Below are 18,414 nucleotides of genomic sequence, written 5' to 3'. Positions count from 1 at the left end.
ACTCTGTCCATTGACACTTTCCGCGGCTCCGACCCACGCTTGCGTTCATGAGCGAGCCGACAGCCAAGGGCGACAACCGCAAGCGTGGCAACATCCGCCAGCGCGGCAAGTCCCTTCAGGTCCGCGTCTACGCCGGCATCGACCCGGTGACCGGGCGGCAGAGCTACCTCACCGAGACGGTCAAGGGCACCGACAAGGCCGCACACCGCCAGGCGCAGAAGGTCATGACGCGCTTGCAGGCTCAGGTCGACAGCCAGCGCGGCCCCGACTCCTCGGTCACGCTGTCCTACGCGATCGACGAGTGGCTCAAGACCGCCGATATCGAGGCCACCACCCGGCACGGGTACGTGGGCTACATCAACCGCACGATCAAGCCCGCCCTCGGCAAGATCGCGGTCAACAAGCTCACGGCCCGCGCCCTCGAAACCTTCTACGCCGAACTCCGCCGCTGTCGCGTCCGCTGCGACGGTCGCCCCTACATCGAGCACAAGCTCGAGGGTGACCATGACTGCAAGGTCGCCAGGTGCGAGCCGCACAAGTGCAGCGGCATGGCCAACTCCAGCGTGCGTCAGATCCACTCGATCATCAGTGGCGTCCTCAACGCCGCCGTCCGCTGGGAGTGGATCAGCACGAACCCAGCGCAGATCGCCCAGCGCCCGCGCCAGACAGCTCCACAGCCCGACCCGCCCTCACCCGCCGACGCCGCCCGCCTCGTCGAGAAGGCCTTCGCGCTCGACGAAGACTGGGGCACCCTCGTCTGGCTCGTCATGACCACCGGCATCCGCCGCGGCGAAGCCTGCGCCCTCCGCTGGTCCCGCGTCGACCTCGACGAAGGAATCATCGAGATCCGCCGCAGCTACACAAAGCTCCGCGGCGTGGGCCAGGAGAAGGACACCAAGACCCACCAGATGCGCCGCATCGCCCTCGACACCGAAACGATCGTGCTCCTGCGCGAGCACAAGGCCCGCATGCAGCAACACTGCCACGAACTCGGCGCCAAGTGGTCGGAGAACTCGTTCGTCTTCACCAGCACCCGCGGATCCGACCTGAACGAGCCCTACTCCCCCGACGCCGTCTCCAGCCGCTACAAGAAGATGGCAACCCGCCTCGGCATCGACACCCACATCCACGCACTACGGCACTACTCCGCCACCGAACTCCTCACCGCCGGAGTCGACCTCCGAACCGTCGCCGGCCGCCTCGGCCACGGCGGCGGCGGTGCTACGACCCTGCGCGTCTACGCCGCCTGGGTCGCCGCCGCCGACCGTAAGGCCGCTGAAGTCCTTGGTTCCCGAATGCCGAAACGGCGCCCCTAGGCCATCTGTTCTACAGAGCGGTGAGCAAACCGGCTGTGACCAGCAGGTTTGGCCCGAGCACCCGCCACTTATGGGGCATATTTGGGGCGCCCGGCACGGCGGACGAGTCCGGCTCCTCGCTCAGCGGCGAAATCCTGCCCAGCCACATCCTCGACATCGATCAGAGAGTTGGACGTCAGTCCCCGTCGTCAGCCGCTGATCGCCTTCGCAGCTTCTTGTCCTGCCGCCAGGACCATCTCGCCCGCCACCGTGGCGGTCGCGTTGGTAACGCGCTCAATAATCGCGTCGACCAGTAGGCGAAGTCGCCCCTTATCCGCCGGCGCCTCACTTGCAGCGTCGTGCAGCTCGGCAGCCTGAGCATCAACGATTGCTTCGTCCTCAGGAGGAAGCTGAAGTGTCGTGACCACTTGCCGCACCAGCCCCGCGAAGCGGAGCACCTGGGAAACATCGATACCACTGGCGACATTGTGAACATAGTTGTTGTCCCCAACAACTATGTTGCCAGACGAGTCGCTAATACTGATATTGGTTACGTTACCGCCGCCACCTACGGCCGCCGCAGTCCGGTTCATGTAGTCCGACACACTTCCTCCGTACTCGACCACGCAGTCCTGGCCGTTCGCGGTAAGCCTGGGGTGAATCCAACCCGATACCGCTTCAGCCACCTCAACACCCTCGATAAACCCTCTGTCGGAGAGATACTGAACCTCGTTCTCCACTTCGGCATTCGTGAAGCGCTGGCCCATGAACCGACCGTACTCGCTCGCGGTGAAGCCTTCCCAGCTTGCAGGTCCATCACCCCCCTGATACTGCTTGTGATACAGCCATCGCAGAAGTTGGCCGCGTAGCCGCGGGCGCCTCACCGCCGGATCTTTACGCTCGGACCTCATCTGCTGAACGAACGCAATCCCCTCGCCAGTAATGAAGGCACTGCCACCCCCTCCGAGCGTAAAGCGCGCCTGGATCAATCCTCGATCATCGAGGTATTTGCCAAGCGGATATATATCATGCCCAGAAAGACCCTCAGCCGAAACGAAATCGCCGATTTCAAAGAACTGCGTGAATCCGCTGGACTGATCATAGAGCCAGTCCAGAAGTCTCAACCCGTAGTACTCGACATCTAAAGCCATTCGAGACTCACTCCCCAGAAAATCAGTGCGGAAACCCCCGCCTCTCTCAAGAATGACGTCACCATACCCGACGACAACGACAAGCGGTTACGTGCCCCAAAGTAGTAAGAACTGACCTAGAGCGGGGATCGTGCGTTTTTCCCACACGGCGAGCAGAAGGTGCCACAATCGGATGCGAACTGCACGAGAGCGGAGGGCGACAAGTGACCAGCAGTGCTAACTCGGAAGGTGGCTACACGTGGCTCAAGCAGTTGCCGCTCCCCCGGACGGCTCCGATGCCGGTGAGGTGATCCGCTGGTACCGGCAGCACCACAACCTCACCCAGCAGACGCTGCTGACCTGCTCAACACCGCGCAATCCTGCGGTCCCCGGCGGCATGTTCCACGTCATCCCTGCCGGGGTGTTCCAGCCCGCCGCCCTCGCGCCCGCCCACCAGGCCAACGACTTCTCCCTGTGGCGCAACATCCAGCACGAGTACTCCGAAGAGTTCCTCGGCAACCCCGAGCACGACGGCAACGCCCTTGACCCCATCGACTACGAGCACGACGAGCCCTTCCGCTCCTTCTCCGCTGCCCGCGCGGCCGGAGACTTCCGGGTCTTCACCAGCGCCGTCGTGCTCGAACCCCTCCACCCGGTAGGTCGAACTGCCGACCGTCGCCGTCATCGAGGCACCGGTGTTCGATCAGCTCTTCGCCGGCATGGTCGAGCTCAAGAGGAAGGCGCCGCGGTCAGCACCGGAGCGGGCCGGCCCACCGTCGGCATCCCCTTCAACACCGAGTCGCGCGAGCGGCTGAAGACCGAACCGCTCTCGCGCGCCTGCATCGAGCTGGCCGGGCAGCACCGGCACACCCTGCTGACCGGGTGAGGGCCGAGGCGGTCTAAACCGGCTGTTCCGGTGCTCGGGGCACGCCGAGAGCATCGCTGAGCCTGTCGTCGAAGGTGCGGAAGCTGCTGAGTGCATGGGTCCCTACCGGCTCGACTGGCTCCGAGAGAACAGCGCCCGAGTCGTCGTAATGGACTTTGCGGCTGAAGCTCCAGAAACAGTGAACCGGCAGCACCTCGCCGACTTCGAGTGGAAGGTTCCCGAGGTGTTCAAAGTAGCCACGGGACCACGGCAGCCGGTTGATCAGCAGCGGCGGCATAAGCAACTGGTCGGGACGAAGCAGCTCGCGACGAGGCACGTCCGTGCTCGCCGAGCGGGTCTTGAACACGTAGATGAGGATGTTGCCGGTCATCGCGTGGATCGGCACATCGGTCTTGATCACGCGCCCGAACGAGTACAAACCGTCCGGCATCTGCACAGCGAACACATCACCGGGCTGCAGCCGCTTCCGAGACGGCTTCAGGATGCGGATATTGGTCTCGGCCACGCCCACGTAACGCTCCTTTGATCAGCTGCCGCAACGGTAGCGTCCGGCGGTCACCGGTCGGCCTACAGACCAGTTGCGGACAATCAGTGCGGCGACGTTCGCGGTGAGCGAGGCGAGCTGCTCGCTGATCGTGTCCAGCCGGTCTTCGATCGTTCCGAGCCGGCTGATGATCTGGTCGAGCGGCTCGTCGCCGGTCTCACCAGGGGCGAGCGGCTTCCGCCCGCGCAGGATCGCGTTGAGGTGACCGGGATGCCACCCGAGCGCGAGGGACAGCGCTTCGAGGGTGCGGGCGCTGCGCTTCCGCTCGACGGTGTGGTGCTGGATCTCCCGCACGATGGCCTGGGGACGTGAGACCGCTCGGCGAGTTCTCGCTGTTTCCACCCGAGCTCGGTCACGCGCTCGTTGATGGCCTTCGAGACCGCCGCCCAATTCTCCGTCACCTATTCCTCCGTGCTCCGCCTCGGAGCCGAGGTTAGCGCCTGATCGCTTTCCGCGGCGCAAGTATCACATTGCGTCGCCAATTCGGATCCACCGCACGCCACTACGAGCTGATATCAGCTCATATTCCCGCCGAAATCATTTGAACGAATCCTCCATGAGTACCCCTATGCCCAATGAAGGCCGTCCGGCCTTCTACACCGTCAAAGAAGCGGCCCGGATCCTCCGGGTCGACGCGGCCACCCTCTATCGCGCCATCCGGGACGACGCGTTCCCCGCTGTCCGGGTCCGGAGCCGTTACGTCGTGCCGGCCGTGGCCCTGAACAAGCTCCTCGCCGAGGCCACCGAGACCGGAGGTTGTGTCGATGTGGCCCGGATGGCCGCCGAGCGGCGCACGGCTCGCGCCATCGAGCGGCTGACCGGGGGTGCGTCATGACCCCCGACGACTACGCCGCCATCGCCAAGCGCCTGGACCGCTTCGCCCCCGTTCCAGACGAAGTTCTCGCCGACATCGTGACCCACGAGGGCCTGTGCTTCTGGGTGTTCAACCGCGACGAAATGCCCGATCTGTCCGGCGAGACCGAGCCCGACCGCGAACTCGCTGCCTGGTCGTGCGCGGGCTGCCCGGTCGTGAACTCGTGCCTCGAACTGGAACTCCGCGTCGCCGGCGAGCAAACCGTCGGCGTTTGGGGCGGTCTTGCCGACGCCGACTGCCGAAAGGTGCACCGCTTCTGGCAGTGGCGACGTCAGCACCCGCAGGGAGGCGCCCGATGAACGTCAACCTCACGACTTCCCAGATGGTCGTCGGTGCGGCTGGCTTACTGCTCCTCCTGCTGGTCTGGCGCTCCGGCGCGCGGCGCGCCCGCAGGGCCGCCGAACGGGCGCGGGACGGCGCCCGGGTTGTGTCACTGGCCGGCCGACTCTTAACAACAACTCATTCGATTGCACGCCTGGCCGCAGGAGTTCCGATCGCACGAAGAACTTCCGCCAACCATACGATATGCCTAGTCGGTCGAATGGACTCATCTGCAAGCAGGGCCCTCAGGTGGCCGATTGACTCCGAAACCTGTCCGACTGTGAACGTTTCCGGCTCAGAGTACACGTCATACAGATCTTCGTCGGGAATCGACCAAAAGTAATCACGTTCGATCTGCACACCTTCGCCCTCAACTTCAGACAAATGCTTCAACAACCGATCACATAAAGCGCGAAGTTCGAGCACCGAAATGAACAACGGGTTCGTCTCATTCAATTAATTCCCCCCCAGAAGGTCTTCGATCTGCTTTTGGAAGCCCCTAATCTCGGTCTCCAGGTGATTGATTCTACCATCGATGATCCGATTTCGAATTTCGGGACTGGGAGCGTTCTTCAAGAAACCGAGATTATCGAAGGCGTCAGGGTCAGCCCGATAGTCGTCCAGTTTTCGTCGATGCTCGTCGACCTGACGCTGAAGAGATCGTACGGATCGCTGCTGCTCTGGGCGAAGTTTGCCGATCCCAGAAGGGCCACCGACATCCTCGGCAAGATTAGTCGACCGACCGGCAGTGGCCGCCTTCCCTCCTGTCGAAGCGAAAGCGGCACCGCCAGAGAATAACGAGGGAACTGTACTGAGCAACTGCTCGCCGACCATCGCAATCTGCGACTTGCGCTCACAGGTCTCCATATTGAAAGCGCAGTACGTTGCGGCAATATACTTGGCCCCTGCCACGTCGTGCGAGTCTCGAAGGTACTCCAGAGCCTCTTCGCATCCGGCACGACCGAAGCAATAGTCTATCCAATCACCATCCTTGCCCTGGATATAGTGAGGCTCCCACCAATCGGCAGCAGTGTTCTCAAGTACCGATTGAAGATCAGCCTCCAACGTCGTCTCGTCAGACCCGGGCGGGGCGTGGTGATCGATCCACTTGTTTCTCGCGTCTTCATTCGATTTCTTATTTGCATCTCCAGACTCCGCACCGTAGCCGCCATTGCGACACTGGAGGTCACAATTCCGGGCATCCTCGGGCTTCATCCCCTTTGGCAGGACAAGGGGTTCAAGGCCGGTGGGATCACTCTTCAGGATTGGATTTCCGGCTGCGTAGGTGTAGCCGTTGGCAGCTTGTGGCTCGCTCAGGGTGAGCAGGGGATCGACAGATATGAAGCGCCCGGTGGTTGGGTCGTAGGCTCGAGCGCCGACATCGGTGAGACCCGTGGTCGCAGATTCCGACTTGCCGAGGAAACCATGGTTGTCCGGCCAGGTACCCGGTGTCGTGGTTCCGGCGCTCGTCGTCGCGGTGACCGGGCCGAGCGCGTTGCCATAGGGGTCCTGCGTCCGCCGGGTGACGGTGCCCGTGCTCGGCGTGTAGACGACTTGCATGGTTCCGTGCGGGTCGCCCGCCAGGTACACCGGATCGGCTCCTCCAGTGCGCATCGCGACGGTCTGGCCGTTGAAGGTGTAGTAGCGGGTGCCAGTGACGGTTCCAGTGGCGGCTTTGTAGGTGAGTTCTTGACCGGGGAGGAACAGTGTCGCGGAGCCAGGGTCGCGTCGGATGAGCTCATTGCCGTCTGCGTCATAGACATAGGACGTGTTGCCGGCCGGGGCGGCGACTGTAGCGAGCCGGTTCTCCTCGCTCCACGTCAGCGTCTGGTTCCCGTTTGGCAGTGCTCTGGTCAGCGTGTTGCCAGCCGGATCGTAGGTGTAGCTCGTGGAGCTCGCGCCGGTGGGTCCGGTTGTTGCTGTCGAGGTCAGCGAGGAGCGCTGCGCTGCGTCCGGGCCTGGATAGTTGTAGTTGGTTGTGGTGTCACCCGTGGTTCCTGGTACGGCGTGCTTGACCTGCGTAGTGCGCAACCCGGTCGGGTCGAAGGTCCAGGACAGCCAGTAGGGGTTGGCTCCGCCGACGTTGCTGGCGTTCGGCGCGGCGGCGCAGTTGTCAGTGGCCGTCCAGGCCTGGTTCAGCCGGTCGAGGCTGTCGTATCCGTAGCACTGGGTCCTCGCCGGTGATCCGGCTCCGCCCTGGACGTTGACCGAGCGAGTCGGGTTTCCGAACGGGTCGTAGAAGTACTGGACGTCGTCGAGTTGCGGCGTGGCGAGCTGGGCCGAGAAGTTCGCGTGGGTCAGGCGCCGGGTTTGCGGGTCGTAGTCGTAGGTGAGCGCGCTACTGCTGCTGAAAAGGCCGAGGTTGTAGCGAAGTGGCTCGCCATACGGTGTGTAGGCGGCGGATTCGACGTAGCTGTTGTACCCGATGCTCGAGCTGGGCTTGCCGAGGGAGTCGTAGGCGGTGCCGATCCACTCGCCGGGCAGTCCGCCTCCGGGGGCGGGCAGCATCGAGGCGAGTTTGCCTGGGTCGTTCCACTCGAAGCGGGTGGTGTAGGTGCCGGCCAGCCCTGTCTCCGAGGCGGGAACCTGGACGCTCATACTCGTCGGGTTGCCTTGCCCGTCGTATCCGCCGTAACCGACGAGGTAGTTGCCCTGCGGGGTGTACCGCGTGGAGTAAGTGAGCTTGCCCTTCTGCACCGTGTCATAGACCCAGGAGGAGAGCTTGGTGCCGGCCAGAGACCCCGAGTACTCGGCAGTCTTCCGGCCGACATTGTCGTAGGTGAACGCGAGCGTCTGGCCACGGCTGTCGGTCGTGGTGGTCACCTGGTTGGCGATGTCGTAGGTGTACTTCGTGGTGCCGGTGGCCGGATCGGTGGCCTGGATCTTGTTGCCGAGGAGGTCGTAGCTGGTGGTCCAGACGTTGCCACCGGGATCGGTGATCTTTGCGAGCTGTCCCAGTGGCGTGTAGGCGTGCAGTGTCGACTGATACGCACCACCGGATACAACACTTCCGTTCACCGTCGGCGGTGCCGTGTACTGGCGCGTTTCGACCGTATTGCCTCGGACGTCTGTGAGGGTTGCAGTGGTGACGCCGCCTGGCGGCGGGAACATGGTGGTGCGGTCTCCGCCGTAGAGCGACCTGGTGTGCCACGTCGCGTTGAGGCCGTTGTACGCCGCCATGTCGACGACCCGTCCCGCGCCGTCGTAGCTGTTGATCGTGCGGCTGTTCACGGCAGAGTCAGCGACCGAGATCAGTGTGGTCGACGGGGCTCCGTCGGTGTAGTAGCGGTCGTTGGTGGTGACGGTCCAGCCGTGGGAGTCGTAGAAGGAGTCGGTGACGGTGCGCCCGCCGCCTTCGGCCGCGGTTTGCACCTGTCGAAGTTGCCCGATCGCGTCGTAGATGCCGATCGAGGTCAGGTAGTTGTGGGTCGTGCCGTTGAAGATGAGGGTATTGGTGGTCACCGCAAGCGGTGCGTTCGGCGCCAGCTGGTAGGCGTAACTGGAGGAGGCCGGGGCATTGGCGGCCTTCGAGTGGCCTGGAAGCCACACCGCGGTCAATCGGCCGAGGGCGTCGTAGGTCGCGTCCGTGCGGTGGTTCGCGATGTCGACGGTCGCCGTGGTGACTCCACGGCCTGGGTCGATCGTCGTGGTGCTGGTCTGGTTGAGTGCATTGGTGCTTGCGGTCTGGGTGAGCACTCCTCCGCTCGTGGGCGTGTAGGTGAGCTTGGTGGTGCGATTGAGGCCGTCGGTCGTGGTGAGGGGACGGCCCGAGCTGTCGAACGTTCCGGTGCCGGTGGTTGCGAAGGTCAAAGCACCGTTGTTGTTGACGGTCGCCGTGTCGACTCGGGTGGGGTCACCTGGGCCGGACAGGGTGCCGAGGGTGGCGGCGTTGTCGTAGAACGTTCGGACGTCGGAGAGGATCGGAGCGGGTGTCGCACCAGAGGCTGGGCACACCTGCTGCGAGGTTATGGTCTCCGCGACGCGAGTGCGGATCCAGGAAGTGGTGTTGTCGGCGTAACTGGTGGTGGTGCAGACGTCCGGGACGCCGTCCCCGGAGTCAGTCTTCCTGATCTCGCGTCCGGCACTGTCGAACTGGTAGGTCGTGCTGGCGGTTCGCACTCCGCCGGCCGCGAGATCGGTCAACGAGCGAGTCCTGCTCACTCCCACGAGCGTGGCTGTCAACGCGTTGAGACCCGGACGCCCGCGAGTAGCGGTCGTTCCGATCTTGACCGGGTCTGTGATCGTGCTCGAGAGCCGCGGGCCGTTGATCCCGTTGAAGGTTTGAACTTCTCGAGTCATGCTCGCGAACGCGTTGTCGTCCGGGATCGACTCGCCGAGTGAGTTGGTGACAGAGGCGACCCGGGTGCCGTTGGGCAACGTGTCGCCGTTCATGCCGCGGAAGTAGGTCGTCCTGGTCAGGGTGAGGACATCGGCGCGGCCATTGGTGTTGTTGGCCGAACTTCCGGTGCTGACGTCGACCTGACCATAGCCGCGGAATTGGCCGTATGTGCGGTTGGCGGGCTTGACGACCTCGTTGTCGTCGAAGTGCCAGGCCGGGGCGCCGACGTAGGTGTAGCTAGTGCGCTGTGTGGGAGACAGCGCGTGTGGTTCTTGCACTTGGACGCTGGTGGTGACGTACTTGTGGAAGTAGTCGAGGGTGGGGTCGGTCTGATAGGGGAAGGTCCAGTAGACCGGGAAGCACCTTTTGGTGTTCTGCGCCGGATCGGCTGGGACGTTGGTGGACGTGCACTCCGGCTGGCTGTATCCCACCTGGATGGCTTGGCCGGTTTCCGCGGTGATGTTCGTGAGCCGCCAGCGGATCATGGGCGGCTGGTTGTTGTACCCGGCGACCCGGTTGTCCATCATCTGCCCGGCGAAGGTCACCGGAGGCAGTGCGATCGAGCTGCCGGTCGCGGTGTATCCGGTGCGGGTGATGGAGTTGAGCCACAGGGCGGCGTCGCCGGATTCGGAGAACTGCTGTGCCAGGTCGTAGGAGTCGACCTTCGTGTAACCGGAGCCGTTGTAGTACTGCGTGGTGATGTTGGTCAGTCGCTTGGTCGACCAGAACGTCGGGGCGTGGTTGTTGCAGACCGCGCCGGGTAGACATTGCTGGTCCTGGGGGGTGTCCGGCCAGGACTTCGCGTTGTCGGTGGTGAACTGCGCCGGATCACAGGTGATGGCGCCGGAAGGGATGCAGCGCTCGGCGATGGCGAATCGGACCTGATCGGGCGCGGGCTGGGCGTAGATGGTGCCGTTCTCATTGCGCAGACCGTAGTCGATGTGGTCGAGCGTGCCACCCCGAATGTAGGCGACGCCCGTGGTGCCGTTGTTTGCCCCGTAGTGGTTGCTCTCGGTGTTGTAGTAATAGGTCGCGACATTGCCGTGGGTGTCTTCGACGTAGTCGAGGTTCCAGCGCCACGCCTGGGTGCAGGAGGACGCGGCGAACCCAGTGGCGTTGTAGCAGGGGTCGCCGGCGTGTGCGCCGTAGACGGGAACGGTCCAGGTGGAGTTGGTCGCGGGCTGGTTCGTGCGTCCCGGCCCGATGTGGCGGCCGAAGAAGTACTGGGTGCCGTCCGGCGTGGTGACCTTCCAGTACTCACCGTTGAGTGCGCCATTGGCGCCGCCGGTGAGCAACTCGACACGGCTACCGCTGTCGTTGGCAGCACGCCAGGTTCCAGTCGCGTCGTCGCGGACCAGTTCGACGGTGCTGCCGCCGAGGTTCATCGTGACGATCTGACCCGCCCAGCACAGGTCGCTGGTCTGCTGCGCTGTCGGCAGGGCGGTGTCGTCCGAGCAGACCCGGTAGGTGCGCTCGACGTATCCCGGCGAGTAGTCCCAGCCCTCGCCAACCCACGACACCTGGTTGTTCGTGGCCGAGGTGTGCCCGTCGATGGCGGACGAGTCGTAGGACAGCGAGATCGACGGGGCCACGCTGCCCGCGGCGGCGGGAGGGACCGTAATCGGGTACGTCCAGGTGAAAGCCCCGGAGCCGCCCGACACCGCCCACGTTCCTGACGGGTTGAGGGAGGATGCGGTGAAGGTGCCGTTGGATCCGCTCGGGCTCGCGGCAGTTGCCAGGACGACCGTGCTTCTGCTGGTGCCGTCAGCCGGGTTGGGACGCGCCGCCCTGCTGTTCGCCGGCGCAACGGGTTCGAAGGCAACGTCCGCTGTGACGACGTTGGCGGCCGCGTTGTTCGTCGAGGACGGGACCGGTGTCTGCACCTGGCACGACGGGACGCTCGGCGTAGTGAGGACACATGCGGGCAACTGGACCAACCTGGCGCGTGCCCCGAAGTCGCCGGTGAGACCGCGGAAGCTCGAGTAGTCGACGCCTACAGAGAGGGTGCTTGCGTCATTTGGGTGTTCGGGGGTCACGGAAAACAAGACCCCGGCGACACCTGCCTGCCGGGCCAATGCCGGATCGGCGACGTGGACCTTGACCGGCCCAGCACCCGCGTCGGCCGACTCCGCGCGGACAGGGAGATTGCCGGCCGTGGCCGGCTTGCCCTTGGGGCCCGCCTTGAGTGTGGCGTCTCCGCCGGCCGGCAGTATGGCCGCCGGCTTGGCTGCAGGTGGTTGCGCTGGCGGAATCGCGTTCTTCAGCTGGACGGTGCTGTGGGGGATCTTGGGGGTGACGGGGAGTGGTGGAAGCCCGCCGGGTTCCACGGCCGCCGTCGCCGGCGTCGACAGCACGGTCGCGACGAGCGCCAGCACGAAGCCGAGAATGCCGGCCACGCGAGCCCAGCGAATTCTCTTTCCGCGCACTCTTCCGGCCTCGCGACGCAATGGATTTGCCATCGGACCCCTCTTTACGCCGAACAGACGAATGCGGCGAACAATGGAGCCGGGCTCGCCGAAACTAGTGATCTTCAGAGCCGCCTGAGATGTTACAGCTCGTTATGAATCCGTGTCCAAACCGGGCAAACGTCCCGCCTAACTCGGACAACTAGCGCTAAATGGTACGTAACAGACAGTTGGCGAGAGTAGATCACAGCTCTCCCATGATTCACTCTTTCGGCCGTAGGAAAGCCCGTTCGTGACAGTTAGCGTGTCAAAGCTGTCTTTTCTCTGGCAATTCGACGCCTCTGGGGAACCCATGAAAAAGCGCGTGATGAAAGACCCTGCGCGAAGAAGACGACTTCCGGTCAGGATTCTCATCAGTGCGCTTTCCTCGGCTCTCGCTGTCGGTCTCCTGTCGCCCGTGGCGGATGCGAAGGAGCCGTTCAACCCGGCGGCGCCGCCGCCCGCCCCGGCGAATCCGCCGGCTCAGACCTTGCCGACCGAGCTTCAGCCGGTCACCCCTGTGGACGAGGGCGCACCTCCAGCACCGACACTGGATCCCCCGGACGCCCCGGTCACTGCTCCGACCGCGTCAGACGAGGCCGTCCGGACGGGAAACCCAGTGGAGGTCACCGAGTACACGACCGGGACCCGCCAGGTGCTGGCTAATCCCGATGGCACGTTCACCTCGACGACCAACCGCGTTCCCGTCCGGGCCAAGAAGAACGGCACCTGGGTCCCCATCGACACCACGTTGCACCCCACCGCGCAGGGCACTCTCGCGCCGGCGGCGACAGCGGAGAACGTCGCGTTCTCGGGCGGCGGAGACGCCCCGCTGATCACCTTGACCGAGGGCGACGGACGGCTGACGTTCTCTTGGCCGGAGAGCCTGCCGGTGCCGCACGTAGACGGCGCCACGGCGACGTACGCCGACGTGTTTCCCGGCGTGGATCTACGGCTGACCGCGGAAGCCAGCAGCTACTCGCAGGTGCTGGTGGTGCACGACGCAGAGGCCGCGGCCAACCCCGCCCTGACCGACCTGCACCTTACCGCCACCGCTACCAACCTCACGCTGAGCGCCGACCGCAACGGCGCCCTCGTCGCCACCGACGCGGCCGGCGCCGTAGTTTTCCGCGGCGCGACACCGTTGATGTGGGACTCCACCCATGATCCGAGCGCGGGCCTGCCGCCCAGCGCCACCGATCCCGGCACCGGTCACATCACCCCGATTCCCGCCTCGGCCACTCCGGTGACGAGCGCCTCCGCTCGCGCCGCCACAGCGTCCTCGACGGTCGATGTCGTGATCAACCCTGAGACGGACGCGCTGACCGGTCCCGACGTCACCTACCCCGTCTACATCGATCCGTCGATGAGCCGAGGTGAGGAGTTCTGGGTCGAGGTCACGGCCAACGGGTGGTACTACATCAACCAGAACCAGCTCGCCCAGGTCGGGTACTGCGGCAGTTGGGCCGGATGCAACGGCCTGACCATCGCACGCTCCTACTTCCGCATGGGTACACAGGACATCGCAGGCCGTCCCAACGGCCGCGTTGCGACGGTGTTCAGCGCCCAGTTCTACGCGAACCAGGTGTGGGGCGCGCACAACTGCGTCGCCGAACCCGTTGACGTCAACCTTGCCGGTGTCATCGACGACAACACGCGGTGGCCCGGACCCGAAGGGCCCTTCATCAACCGGCAGTTCTCCGCCGCCGGAACCAACTGCGGCGGCCCGAACAACGTCATCTTCGACGTCACCTCAGCCGCACAAACCGCTGCCGACAACGCGTGGCCCAACCTCACGCTCCAGCTGCGCGCGCCGGACGAGGGCAACCAGTACCAGTGGAAGCAGTTCGCCAACAACCCCACTCTGGTGGTCAACTACAGCTACCCGCCCAACCCGGCCACCGGTCTTGCCGTGTCCAACGCGGTCAACTGCAACGGGCGTGTCTACACCTCCGACGCGCGACCGACCCTGACGGCGACCGCGACCGACAACAACAACCCGCCGCTCAACCCACAGCTCTGGTTCGACCTCTTCAACGGCGCGGGCACCTCCACGGTCGCCACCGGCGGCCCCATCACCATCGCCTCCGGAACCACCGGCCGGTGGACCGAACCGGTCTCATTGGCCAGCGGTGACTACAAGTTCCGGGTCAATGTCTCCACGAACGTCGGCAACACCAACCCCGCCAGTCACGAGATCTGGGCCGGCGCCTACAGCCCGTGGTACAGCTTCACCCGCCTCGCCCCACCGACACAGACCCCGTACATCAACAGCTACGACTACCCCAGCAACTACTGGGGACAGCCGAGCAACAATCCCGAAACCGTGTACTTCTCCGCGAACGGGGCGTCCAACATCGCCGGCTTCACCTGGACACTGTCCGGTGCCGGCACCGAGTCCGCACCGATCACCACCGACTGCAACTACACCAAGAACTTCGGCACCAACGGCGGTTACATCGCCGCCGACTCCACCGGGTGGGCCGCACTCGTGCTACCGACCGGACTGAGCGTCGGCTACCACACCCTGTACGTGCGCAGCTTCGACCACGCACACAACCTCTCGCCCGAGTCCCAGCCCTACACGTTCTACGTCGCGCCGCCGGTCGCCGGCGTGGGTGGCTGGTTCGAGGCCGAGAACCTGCCCGTCAGCCAGCCGGCCGGCCAGAACATCACGGTCGGCGCGCAAGGAAACTGCTGTGGCCTGTCTTGGTCGGGTGGCAAGCAGCTGTGGTTCCAGGGAAACGCAGCGGGACAGAGCTTCACGCTCACGCTGAACGCGCCCACCACCGCCAACTACGACCTGGCCGTCAACCTCACGAAGGCGCCCGACTACGGGAAGTTGACCTTCACCCTCGACGGGAAATCGCTGGGCCTGCCCAGCGCCACACCGGTCGACGCATATAGCTCAACGGTCGTCACGCGATACCAGAGCCTGGGCGGCGCCTACCTCACCGCAGGAACCCACACGCTGAAGATCACCGTGGCGGGCAGCAACCCGTCCTCCACCGGCAGCCGATACATGGCCGGGATCGACAACGTGTTCCTCAGGCCCAGCAACCAGATCGACGTGGAATCTCCGCAGCTCGCCCAAGCGGCCGCCGCCCCCGGCAGCACCATCACACCGGCTCCTGAGGCCAGCAACAACGGCTCGAGCTGGCGGGGCGGCGCGCAACTGCTCTACCCCGCGACGGCGGTGAACCAGGCTTTCACTCTCACCGTGACAGCCCCGGTCGAAGCCGACTACGCGCTCGGCGTCAACCTGACACAGCGTGCGAACTACGGCCAGCTCTCGTTCGTGCTCGACGACTCCATCGTGCTCGGGGACACCAAGACGACCCCGGTCGACACCTACAGCGCCGCGAGCACCTGGACCTACCGGCCGCTCGGCGGTGTGCACCTCACCGCTGGAACACACGTCCTCACGGTCACGGTCGTGGGCAAGAATCCGAGCTCCAGCGGCTACCAGGCCGGCATCGACTACCTCACCCTCGCCACCATCAACAACGTCACCGCCGCCAGCTTCTCCGCGGCGATGAACAACGACGGCATCGCGATCGACAACACCACCCCCGCCAACCTCGACCTGTGGGGCGGCAACGCCCTCTCCAGCGCGGCAATGAACGCCGCCGGCCTCGCACCCGGGGCGAATGTGACCGTCAACGGCGCAACCTTCACGATGCCCGCCTCCAACGGCGGCTACGACAACGTGATTGCCGCCGGGCAGACCATTCCCTTCCCCGCCGGGCAGCAGATCAAGGCCAACGCGGTCGGCCTGCTCGCGGCCAGCACCTGCGGGACCAGCCCGGCGGCCGGAGCGGTCATCACCTACACCGACGGCACAACCAGCAGGCCGACGGTGCCGTCGGTGCCGGACTGGGTCTACGGCGACGGCAACTCGGCAACCACCGTGCTGTCCTACATCGACAACGAGAACGGCATTCCAATGAGCGGCCGGGCCGGCAAGCTCTACACGATCTTCCTGCCCGCCGATCCGACCAAGACCGTCCAGAAGGTCACTCTGCCCTACACCGGCACCGGGATGCTCACCGAGACCTGCAACACAGGTGACCCCATCACCGCCGCACTGCACGTCTTCGCCATGGCACCACGACCGGCGTCCGGCGGTCCGATCCCTGCTGGAGCATCCGGGTGGCTCGGGTCCTGGGCCGCGCCCGTCGACTCCGCGGTGGTTCCCCCCGGCGGCGCGGGGTTCGGCAACCAGACGATCCGCATGATCGTCCGCCCGAACGAGACAGGCGCCAAAGCCCGGATCCGGCTGTCCAACACCGGGGCAGGCATGGCCTCACCGCCGCAGCTGACAACTGCGACCGTCACCATCGACGCCGCGACCATCGCCGCTCAGTCGGGAACCACTGGCAGCGGTGCGGGCACGCTCGCCGCACCGGTCTCGCTCACCTTCGCGGGCAACACGAGCGTCACCCTCCCGGCTGGCGGCGAAGTCCTCAGCGACCCTGTCGACTTCCCCGCCACAACCGGCGGAAGCGGCAATCTCGTCGTCAGCCTCCACCTTCCCAATCCAGTTCCCCAAGCACCGGTCCACACCGCGGCCAACGCCCCTACCTACCTCGCCAACGGCAACACCACCACCGACACGTCCGGCACCCCTTACACGACCACATTGACCAGCGACTTCTACCTGACCGGTCTCGAGGTCACGACCACCGACCCGACGGCCGGGACCGTCGCCATCCTCAGTGACCAGACCGCCGCCGTCGGCGCCCCCACCGCCGGCCGGACCGACCAGAGAACCTGGGTCGACTGCCTCCCGGGCATCCTCGGGGCGAGCCTGCCCGGCAGCGTCGTGAACATCAGCCGGGCCGGCATGCCCGCCCGCAACTGGTGGAAGCTCGCCGACGGCACCGGCACCACCGCCGGCGACTCCGCCGGACTGCACCCCGCCACACTGGGCGGCGGGGTCACCTGGAACCCGACCGGCGCCGGCAGTTCCGCCGGAAGCGCGCAGTTCGACGGCACGAGCGGCGCGATCACCACCTCCGCGGTGCTGAACACCGCGCGCAGCTTCACCGTCTCCGCCTGGGTCAAGCTCGACACCAACGCCACGACCCAGACCATCGTCAGCCAGGACGGCGGCCAGAACAGCGGCTTCTCCCTGCAGTACGACAAAGCCAACGACCGGTGGGCCTTCACCCGGGTCATCGACGACACCGCCAACTCCGCCGTCGTCCGCGCCCTGTCCAAGGCCGCCCCGCAGACCGGGACCTGGACCAATGTGGTCGGCACCTTCGACGCCAGCACGCAGGCCATGACCCTCTACGTCAACGGCGCGTATCAGAGCAGTGTCGCCACCACCACGTCGCCGAACTTCAGCGGCACGTTCGCCATCGGCCGTGGCAAGGCGGCCGGAGCCGCCGCCAACTACCTCGACGGCGCGATCTCCGACGTCCGCGTCTACCAGAACGCGTTCAACGGTCTCGACGTCACCGCTCTCTGGGACGGCCCAGCGGCACAACAACCGAACCCGACCCCCGGCGCACCCAGCGCCTTCACCGTCGGCAACACCAGCGGCAACGGCGGCCAGCTCGTGCCCGGCAGCTCGAACACCGCCCTCAACCAGGCACTACTCGCCCAACCCAACCTCCGGACCGTCATCATGTCCCTCGGTGCCAACGACATCCTCAACAACGAGCCTCTCACCGAAATCGAAGCGAACCTGCTCAGCCTGTTCAACAGCAACCCCAGCAACGGCTACTCACTCAAGCGCAGCTTCCGGCCTGACGGCACGCCCCTGCACGCCATCATCACCACCATCCCGCCACTCGGACTGACCACCGCCGACCCGCGGGAAGCCCTGCGCGTCGCTCTCAACAACGACATCCGGGCCAACTTCACCCGCTTCGGCGCCGACGAGTACGTCGACCTCGATCAGGCCGTTGCTGACACCGCCGGCAACCACCCCAACCAGATCAACCCCGCCTACCTGACCAACAACCAGCCCAACGCGGCGTACTACCAGGCGCTGGCCCAAGCCATCGCCGACGCCGTCGACAACTTCCCACCGAGCGCCACCCTCTGACCAGTACGCTGCCCATTCACCGTGATGGGCACGGAAACCACACCCCCGGAGCAGCATGAAGAGCCGAGTTCGCCGAGCCGCTGTCGCCGTCATCGGAGTTTTCGCCCTCACCGGCTGCTCCGGGGCGACCGGCACACCTCCCGCCGAGCAACATGCAGCGTTCGCTCCACGCTTCGACGGTCTCTACGCCGGCCGGATCTCCGTCGACCCCAACCGCGTCGAACTGATCCGCTACTTCCCCAACGGGGACGCCTACGAAGCCAACATCCACAACGTCAGCGACCCCGACGAAAAACTCGAGTCGATGATCACCACCTACCGCGAACTCCTCCGCCCCGGCGGCGGCAAAGACCTCGGCCCGTGGAAGTACAACGCAGACGGCAGCTTCACCGCGACCAGCTACCTCGCCCCCGTCACCGCCACCATCTCCAACTTCACCCCCGACGCGTTCGACGTCCACCTCGACAGCCGCGTGCCCCGGTACGTCGCCACCGTCCACCTCACCTTCTCCCCTGACCGGTGA

At 65.3% G+C, this 18,414-nt stretch carries 9 protein-coding genes and 1 pseudogene; 6 read left to right on the top strand and 4 right to left on the bottom strand.

Going from position 1 to position 18,414, the window contains the following annotated elements; all coding sequences use genetic code 11:
• Window positions 1-47: 47 nt before the first annotated feature.
• Window positions 48-1,316 carry a site-specific integrase gene (locus ACCP09_RS30120; RefSeq protein WP_433752025.1) on the top strand — a complete coding sequence of 423 codons (1,269 nt, stop codon included), beginning with the start codon at window positions 48-50 and terminating at the stop codon, window positions 1,314-1,316.
• A 188-nt stretch (window positions 1,317-1,504) separates the two neighbouring features.
• Here ACCP09_RS30120 and ACCP09_RS30115 read toward each other — a convergent pair whose 3' ends face one another.
• Entirely contained in the window at window positions 1,505-2,446 is a 942-nt protein-coding gene (locus ACCP09_RS30115) for a hypothetical protein (RefSeq protein ID WP_027930972.1), read from the bottom strand.
• A 238-nt stretch (window positions 2,447-2,684) separates the two neighbouring features.
• On the opposite strand from ACCP09_RS30115, the gene ACCP09_RS30110 reads away from it, so the two are divergent.
• Window positions 2,685-3,311 carry a hypothetical protein gene (locus ACCP09_RS30110; protein WP_051362675.1) on the top strand — a complete coding sequence of 209 codons (627 nt, stop codon included), beginning with the start codon at window positions 2,685-2,687 and terminating at the stop codon, window positions 3,309-3,311.
• A 13-nt stretch (window positions 3,312-3,324) separates the two neighbouring features.
• Here ACCP09_RS30110 and ACCP09_RS30105 read toward each other — a convergent pair whose 3' ends face one another.
• The gene (locus tag ACCP09_RS30105) at window positions 3,325-3,822 is read right to left on the bottom strand and encodes an immunity 26/phosphotriesterase HocA family protein (RefSeq protein WP_027930974.1); all 498 of its coding nucleotides are present in this window, start codon (window positions 3,820-3,822) and stop codon (window positions 3,325-3,327) included.
• Window positions 3,823-3,837: 15 nt separating this feature from the next.
• Window positions 3,838-4,256: pseudogene (locus tag ACCP09_RS30100) on the bottom strand (XRE family transcriptional regulator).
• A gap of 155 nt (window positions 4,257-4,411) precedes the next feature.
• Here ACCP09_RS30100 and ACCP09_RS30095 point away from each other — a divergent pair.
• A complete protein-coding gene (locus tag ACCP09_RS30095) occupies window positions 4,412-4,690 on the top strand; it encodes a helix-turn-helix domain-containing protein (protein ID WP_027930975.1) in 279 nt (92 codons plus the stop codon).
• Window positions 4,687-5,028 carry a WhiB family transcriptional regulator gene (locus ACCP09_RS30090; protein WP_433752022.1) on the top strand — a complete coding sequence of 114 codons (342 nt, stop codon included), beginning with the start codon at window positions 4,687-4,689 and terminating at the stop codon, window positions 5,026-5,028. The genes ACCP09_RS30095 and ACCP09_RS30090 overlap by 4 nt, the downstream gene beginning before the upstream one ends.
• Window positions 5,029-5,506: 478 nt before the next feature.
• On the opposite strand, the gene ACCP09_RS30085 is transcribed toward ACCP09_RS30090, so the two are convergent.
• Window positions 5,507-11,785 (bottom strand): RHS repeat-associated core domain-containing protein, encoded by a 6,279-nt coding sequence (locus ACCP09_RS30085; RefSeq protein WP_433752020.1) that lies wholly within the window; start codon window positions 11,783-11,785, stop codon window positions 5,507-5,509.
• A 466-nt stretch (window positions 11,786-12,251) separates the two neighbouring features.
• On the opposite strand from ACCP09_RS30085, the gene ACCP09_RS30080 reads away from it, so the two are divergent.
• Window positions 12,252-17,891 (top strand): LamG-like jellyroll fold domain-containing protein, encoded by a 5,640-nt coding sequence (locus tag ACCP09_RS30080; protein ID WP_433752018.1) that lies wholly within the window; start codon window positions 12,252-12,254, stop codon window positions 17,889-17,891.
• A 55-nt stretch (window positions 17,892-17,946) separates the two neighbouring features.
• Window positions 17,947-18,414 carry a hypothetical protein gene (locus ACCP09_RS30075; protein WP_433752016.1) on the top strand — a complete coding sequence of 156 codons (468 nt, stop codon included), beginning with the start codon at window positions 17,947-17,949 and terminating at the stop codon, window positions 18,412-18,414.

Source organism: Amycolatopsis sp. 3B14, from assembly GCF_050958625.1.
Lineage (GTDB): Bacteria > Actinomycetota > Actinomycetes > Mycobacteriales > Pseudonocardiaceae > Amycolatopsis_E > Amycolatopsis_E thermoflava.
The sequence above is the reverse complement of the archived record's forward strand: the minus strand, read 5'-3'. Positions and strand labels throughout refer to the sequence as shown.